This is a genomic window from Sulfitobacter sediminilitoris (assembly GCF_010667575.1).
In the GTDB taxonomy this organism is placed as follows: Bacteria; Pseudomonadota; Alphaproteobacteria; order Rhodobacterales; family Rhodobacteraceae; genus Sulfitobacter; species Sulfitobacter sediminilitoris.
The window spans coordinates 1-6,620 of sequence record NZ_JAABNT010000052.1 but is presented as its reverse complement, the minus strand read 5'-3'; the positions used below and the strand labels follow the sequence as shown (position 1 = coordinate 6,620).

At 55.1% G+C, this 6,620-nt stretch carries 7 protein-coding genes; all 7 read right to left on the bottom strand.

Going from position 1 to position 6,620, the window contains the following annotated elements; genetic code table 11:
• Window positions 1–176: 176 nt before the first annotated feature.
• The 7 genes from GV827_RS22860 to GV827_RS22830 all read right to left on the bottom strand — a co-directional run bounded on the left by GV827_RS22860 (window position 177) and on the right by GV827_RS22830 (window position 6,290).
• Window positions 177–1,148, bottom strand: a complete 972-nt coding sequence (locus GV827_RS22860; RefSeq protein WP_164356594.1) for an adenylate/guanylate cyclase domain-containing protein — start codon at window positions 1,146–1,148, stop codon at window positions 177–179.
• 383 nt (window positions 1,149–1,531) lie between these two features.
• Entirely contained in the window at window positions 1,532–1,843 is a 312-nt protein-coding gene (locus GV827_RS22855) for a DUF1330 domain-containing protein (RefSeq protein WP_164356593.1), read from the bottom strand.
• Window positions 1,844–2,154: 311 nt separating this feature from the next.
• Window positions 2,155–3,474: an adenylate/guanylate cyclase domain-containing protein gene (locus tag GV827_RS22850; RefSeq protein ID WP_164356592.1), complete on the bottom strand. Its 1,320-nt coding sequence runs from the start codon at window positions 3,472–3,474 to the stop codon at window positions 2,155–2,157.
• Window positions 3,475–3,684: 210 nt separating this feature from the next.
• The gene (locus tag GV827_RS22845; RefSeq protein WP_164356591.1) at window positions 3,685–4,095 is read right to left on the bottom strand and encodes a nuclear transport factor 2 family protein; all 411 of its coding nucleotides are present in this window, start codon (window positions 4,093–4,095) and stop codon (window positions 3,685–3,687) included.
• A 383-nt stretch (window positions 4,096–4,478) separates the two neighbouring features.
• On the bottom strand, window positions 4,479–5,099 hold the full coding sequence (locus tag GV827_RS22840; protein WP_164356590.1) for a TetR/AcrR family transcriptional regulator: 621 nt from the start codon (window positions 5,097–5,099) through the stop codon (window positions 4,479–4,481).
• Window positions 5,100–5,137: 38 nt separating this feature from the next.
• The gene (locus GV827_RS22835) at window positions 5,138–5,938 is read right to left on the bottom strand and encodes a DUF2145 domain-containing protein (RefSeq protein WP_164356588.1); all 801 of its coding nucleotides are present in this window, start codon (window positions 5,936–5,938) and stop codon (window positions 5,138–5,140) included.
• A 22-nt stretch (window positions 5,939–5,960) separates the two neighbouring features.
• Entirely contained in the window at window positions 5,961–6,290 is a 330-nt protein-coding gene (locus GV827_RS22830) for a hypothetical protein (RefSeq protein WP_164356586.1), read from the bottom strand.
• Window positions 6,291–6,620: the final 330 nt, after the last annotated feature.

Genomic DNA, 6,620 nt, shown 5'->3' with positions numbered 1-6,620 from the left:
TGCTAAGCAGCTTTCAGGGGTCACTAATGGCTGCCCTGTGCCGCGGGCACGTCCACTTTCGCACTTGAGCGACCGCTTACGCGAGAACCAGACCTTGGCCTGAACAACGCCTACGTCCGAGTCGCGGGACTTTGCGGAAATTGGCAAAATGCTCGCTTGGCGTCGCTACGCCTCCCTCATGTTTGCCACTCCAATAGATAGAGCGTGTGCTCGCCATCTAACCCTTTGAGAGGAATTGAGACCTGTTGAGAAAAGGTGAAGTCAACGCTACCGCCCACCATCGCGCGGGTTGCGTCAGAGACCCGGATCTCGCCGGGCTGTGCGGCAGCTGTGACACGAGCGGCCTTGTTGACGACGGACCCGAACATATCGCCATCCTCCTCGACCAGATCGCCGGTGTGTAGCCCGATGCGCGTTTGCAGCCGGGGTTCACTATCTCTATCGTACATGGCCCTTTGAAGTGCGGTTGCAGAAGAAAGGGCGGCGCGAGCCGAATTGAAAGACGACATTGTGCCATCGCCCAGGGATTTGATCATTGTGCCACCGTGTTCCGTTACAATCTCACCGACAAGCGCAATATGAGACTTAATAGCGGTAGACCACCGCGCATCACCAACCGTGGCGGCTAAAGTTGTACTATCGGCAATATCGGTAAACATTATGGTGGCAAGCCCCGTCCGGGCCAGTTCGGCGTTCGACGAGAGCGCGGCATCGAGCAGATCCTGAAGCTGTGTCAGCTCCTGGCTGATCCCGTCAATATTTGGGGTCGGCTTTGAGTTGTGCACGTGGATCAGACGCCAGAACCCATGCACGAGGTGGTAAATCTGAGTCACGCGGATATGTGCGATTTCGCCTGTTACAACGTTCACTGTTCCGAACCCGACCGCCCAACCGATATTACCGCAAGAATATGCGGTTATTTCGGCGTCGTTAAATTCGAACAATGGATGAGCTGCAACATATTCCGGAAAGGCGCGTCGAAAGTTGTCGCCGCTTCCATATTCATTTTCTGCGGTACCGATGAAGCTGAGCACGGGGTCGTCTGACAGCAAGTTCAGTATCGTTTCGGCCTCACCACGCCCATAGGAGTGAAACCACCTGAGCGCTATCGCCGCAATTTCGGGATTAGGTACAATGGGATTGGACATTCCTGCCTTTCCAACCTGTGAATACAGTGGCCACGTTCAAAATCTGGTCCCGTCATATAGACCCGTCCGATTGTTAGTACATCATAGGCGATTGGTCTAACGGTGAGGCGCTTTGCTTGGGGAAACTGCCCTCCAAACCCTTCCCAAGCTACCTTTGCCAATGGCTCCCTTGGGCTGATTGTGTTGAAGAAGTCGGCCGGGGGAACGCGAGCACATTGCGATTTCGCGTGATTGGGCCTGTTGCTCAGGCCGTTGCCGGGGTAGCTGCGATCAGTTTCGCGAGTTTCCGGAGATTTTGGGCGGTTGCGGCGACTATGATGCCAATGGGCGTTCCAAATGAGGAATGCCAGCTGCGATTTGCGAGCGTTTCCAGCACCGGTGAGTTAGTCTGGACTTGTAAACTTTCCATCACCATCGACAATGGTAAATTCTCTGTCGTGTCCATAAGCTTTGAGCGCGACCGGGATTAACTCTTGATACTCTGCGTCTTCGTAACACGCGACCGCGCGGTCAAAACTATCGAATTCGACGATCACCACGCGGTCAAATTCACGACCTTCGCGGATCTGATGCTTTCCACCGGCAGTCAGATATCGTCCGCCAAACCTCTCTCCTATCGCGTTATATCTGCGTGCATACTCTTCAAGTGCCTGTGTGTCCGAAACCGAACCTCGAATTATCCAATATCCCGCCAAGTCCTTGCTCCCCGTCGAATGAAACCCAGATAATGGACCCAAATGTTCTCGATCACTTCAGATCCTCAACGCCGTTTACTTCATTTTGGCAATGCTTCAAATGGCCGCCGATTTTGCGACCGAAAGCAATTGAAGGTCTGTCGCGCCTTATAGTCGGCCCTGTCCTCTTCCTGCACAGGCAGCATTCTGCGAAAGCAACCTCGGAAGAAATGGGCTCTCCTGAGACATCTGAGCGTTTCGTTCAGGTGTCTGCAACGCCGCGTACAGAAGCCATTCAAGACGATGGGACGGCGCGGCGCGGCGATGGGAGTTCAACTTCTGTAAGCCTTGTACGTATGGATCGGCTCTGAAACACCCTTCAGCAGTTTCTGACCACACTCTTCAAAACCGAGGTCGGAACCGGCGGCCAAATCGCGCACGGTCCTAGATACGATGCACTCGCACGGACCTGCCTCTGACATAACTCGCGCCGCAATATGAACTGCCAAGCCCGAAACATCGTTTTTGCTCATCCGAACCTCGCCGGTATGCACGCCGCTTCGGATTTCAAACCCCAGTTTGACTGCCCTTTCAGCGAGAGCCAGGGCGGCATAAACGGCGCGCGCTGGTCCGTCGAATGTGGCGAGATGACCGTCACCCAGAGACTTGACCTTAACCCCACGGAACCGCGCAAGCTCGGCATCGACCAAAGAGTCATAGCGCTGCAGCAGGTTTCCCCAGGCCTCGTCTCCCATACGAGTTGCGTGTTCGGTTGATCCGACAATGTCCGTGAACAAAACAGTTGCGAGCGTTCGATCGATCGCTGGCGCGGGTTTGGTTCCGGTCAAAAATTCTTCGATCCGATCCGAAATCATCTCCAAATCATCGCCTACCCACGGCAGGTGATCGTCGCCTGAAAGTTCAAGCATTTCGGCATTTGGGATCGATCGCGCCAACTCCCTTCCACCTTCAACGTCTACGATCATGTCGCTCGAGCGGTGAATAACAAGTGTCGGGCACTGCACAGCGGGCAAAATCTCCGCAATGCTGATCTGTCGGTTTAGGTTCATCAGGTCGACTACTGCACTCGGGCTTGCTCCAGCGCGTTCGCGCCGCGCCCACCATGCTTGGTAATCCGCGTCTCCTGCCATGGACGGCGCATATCGAAGGTAGCCTGCCCCGGTGCCCCAGAAGTCACGAACATAACCTAAGAAGGCGTCGAAGGCCGCTTGATCTTTGATCCATTGCTCGAAGCGTGCCAACGAACCTTGAAGAACGAGCGCTCGACTACGATCGGGATGTGAAGCTGCAAAAAGGGCGGCCAACGTCCCGCCTTCTGACAAGCCGAATAGTGCGGCATCCTCTACACCAGCATGATCCATGACGGCGCGGATGTCATCCATGCGCTCGTCCATGCCTGGCATGCCTTTGCCTCGGTCAGACAAGCCGGTCCCACGCTTGTCGAACATTACGACACTTGCGTATTCGCCAAAACGCTCAAGCCACGCGACAGAACTGGGATGGTCCCAACAACAGTCAAGGTTTGAAATCCAGCCGGGTACGATAACAAGGTTCAGCTTGCCACGGCCGAATTTCTGGTAGGCGACGTGCACATCTCCCGACTTCGCGTATCGTGTAGGCTGCGCCTTCATCCTCAGTTCAATCCCGCCGATTTCCTTGGCATCGGGCCTCGGGTCGAGGCACGAGAGCCAAGCGAGCAACGATCGATGCTAGGCCCGGAGCCCCTGACCGTGTGTGGGTAGATCGCGCTTTCGTCATGCGTTTTGCAAGGAAAGAGCCGGTTGCGCGATGACTTTGCAGACCGGCCGCGCATCGCTCGGGGAGCACCGGGCCGAACTTGCCTAGGCCCAACCCAGTTGCTTCAGGGAGTGCCCATCGTTCCAGATCTTGGTCATGTGGCAGATTTTGTCGCCATCGAAATCCATCGCATAGACGTAATCAGCCGCGGCTGTCTTTCCGGTAGCTGGTACCGGGCCGTCGACAGTGTTAGTGCCATGAAAGACGGCAAAGGCTGTAACAACTCCACGGTCCGCATCTGTCGAGAAAGCCTTGAGTTCATAGTGCCCGTCCGGGATCGGGGTCAAAAGGCCCTTCATCCATTCGGCATAACCTTCCAGCGTGGTCACGTCCGCCAAGGCATCGGCCTGCGCGGAAAACGTAGCGCCGTCGTGGCAATAGCCTTTGCACCCTTCCCAGCCCTTACCGGTCTCGCAGGCTTCAAAGAATTCCCGTGCGGTGGTTTCGATTGACATAGAGCGTCTCCCAGAAATCTGACTGTATTCAGCCTCTCGATGCAGTTCTAAGACAAGCTTACACCGAGGTTAGTCTTTTTCAAAATGTCGCCCACCGTCTTCCGAGGCTTCTTCAAGGTCTGCCTTGGGCTCGAAGCGGTCTTGCGGCGATGCAGAGGGTCAAGTTTGAACCACGTCCCGAAAGCCGCCGTTCCCGAAATGCAGATGTTTCAACGATTTCAGCGGCGTGGCCCGATGCCCGGACATTCGCCGGTTGGAAGCGGTTGTTAGACGAACGGTGATGGAACGACGGCACCGAGCCCAAAGCTGACGGGATCAGTCGCGACATGCGATATCTTATTCAGCGTTTGACGCTCCGCATTTTCAATTCGCCGGGTAATCATTCACTGGCCGGTATTTGGATCGAGGGAGAAACTCTCGAGGCCGGTATCGACTAAATCAGCGATGTAGGTTCGGGCAGCCTCAGGATTGATTGCGACGATCGTCGGTCGGCATGCGAGGGTCACAAGGCCATGAACTGATGCCCACAATATAAGGAATATCTGTCGATGCTGCTCTAACTTGGGATCGCCGCCACCCGCCTCGACCAGCATTTCCAGCAAGCTGAGCTGAAATTCCTGCATCTTCTCATCGGGTGGATTGTTCGAGTTGTATTCGAACAGCAACCACCAACGCTGCGGTTCCGAGATGGCAAAATCGAGATAGGCCTCACCTAAGGTAACAAGGACTGTCCGATCGTCCGGGGCAGGCTGCTCAATCGCCGCATGCAATCTGCGTGACAGGATCACAGCCGATTTCTCGATGACTGCCCGTAGAACCGCTTCGAGATCGCCAAAGGCATTGTACAGCGAGCCTACTGACACGCTGATTTCGTTGGCAAGCCGACGCGCGTTGAGCGCATCGATCCCCTCTTCGAGGATGATGCGCTCTGCAACTGGCACGGCTGTGTCGCGAATGTTGGCGAGGTTGCGATCGCGTCGTGATAAAGGTTTCTCTTTTGTCATTTTCTGATGAATGAGTTTGTCCTGATGCCGCTGTATCGCTAGAAGCTGGTCGCTCTAAGAGGGTCAATCCTGTAAGTGACCTTTGCAAGTTTGTTCTTGTCCATAAAGCGCGCGATGGACCCAAATGTTGCGGTGGCAATCTTTTCTCTGTGATCCGTCGTCGTCAGCGCTTGGGAAATTGCGGGTGCCAGCAATCGCTTGAGACCACCGATTTGGATTACCTGTGGTTGGAAATGCGCCGCTATGTTCGCCTTGATCTGGTTGACGTTCTTCGTGTCGTAAATGCTCGCAAAAAGAACATCCAAAGTATGCTCGGTGCAGTTCTGAAACTGGTTCGTGTTTGGATTGGCCAGCACGGAGTAGCTCGCATTGTGCAAGGACGCATAGGTGGGGCTAGCGATCACTTTCAAAAGCTTTTTCTGCAGTCTGATGTCAGGAATTATGATGCCCGCGTCGAGCTTGTGCGCGCCGGCAAAGAAATCCACCGGGCTGTCTTGCACGAGATGACTGCGCGTTTGGTTGTCGCTCTTCTGGTACAGATTGTAGACCCGATACCCGCGGCCGGACCTGCCGTCGGGATGTTTGATTTGCGAGTAAACCCAGAAGCTTACATGTGTATAGTTCACGCCTGAGGGCAGTTTCCGTGGGTCGCGCCCAACCCGCGAAACGATGGCGACATGGGCACCGCGCGCTGCGAGGTCCTGCTGAACCCGGTTTGCGAATGCCGCGACCTCGGCCTGCGGAAGCTTCGCTGCTGCAGCCTCACTGCTGCCAGCAAACGAAATGGACGGTAACAGTGAAACTAACACGCACAACATTATGGAAAATAGACGTTTCATATTGCTCTCCTTGGAATGCGGATCAATCGAGGGTGGGAGCGGGATCTGGCGTTACACCCTGATGCAACACCGGTTGTCCGGTGCCGACCCGGGATAAGTCATTGCCAAGCGCAACACCGCCAACGCCGACATCTGCGATTGCCGCGCCTGAAATGGCGAGACCGGCGCCAAATACAACAATCGGGACCGCCATGACTGCGGCCGTTCCTGATGCAACGGCTGCCGAACCTTCGCTGGCTGCTTGACCGCTATGACCAGCAGCGTTCGCGGAATGCTGGCCACTTGGCCCTGCAAGCGAAGGAACGGCACATACGATGGAAATCAACGACAAAATGGCAATGCGAATAGTCATGGGGCTTCATCCTTTTGTGAACGATGTTCATATTATATTGCACGCCGACTTTTGTCGCGCAAGCATTTTTGTGAACCTCGTTCATATTTTGCTGAAGGCTGTTCGACTCAAGATCAGCATGCCCAAAGCGATTGGTCTTTTCTCGGAGCGGGGCACAAAACTAAGAAGGAAAGCCCCGGAGGCTCGCCCTCGAACGTCTGCTTGGTCCGCACAGCAGTAGTCGAAGTTGCGTCACGCAATGTCTGCTTTGGCCATAAAGGTATGGCGCGTTCCCAGTTCTGATGTGGCCTAGCAAGGTGACCAGACATCTACTCCCAATCTGGAGCGTCT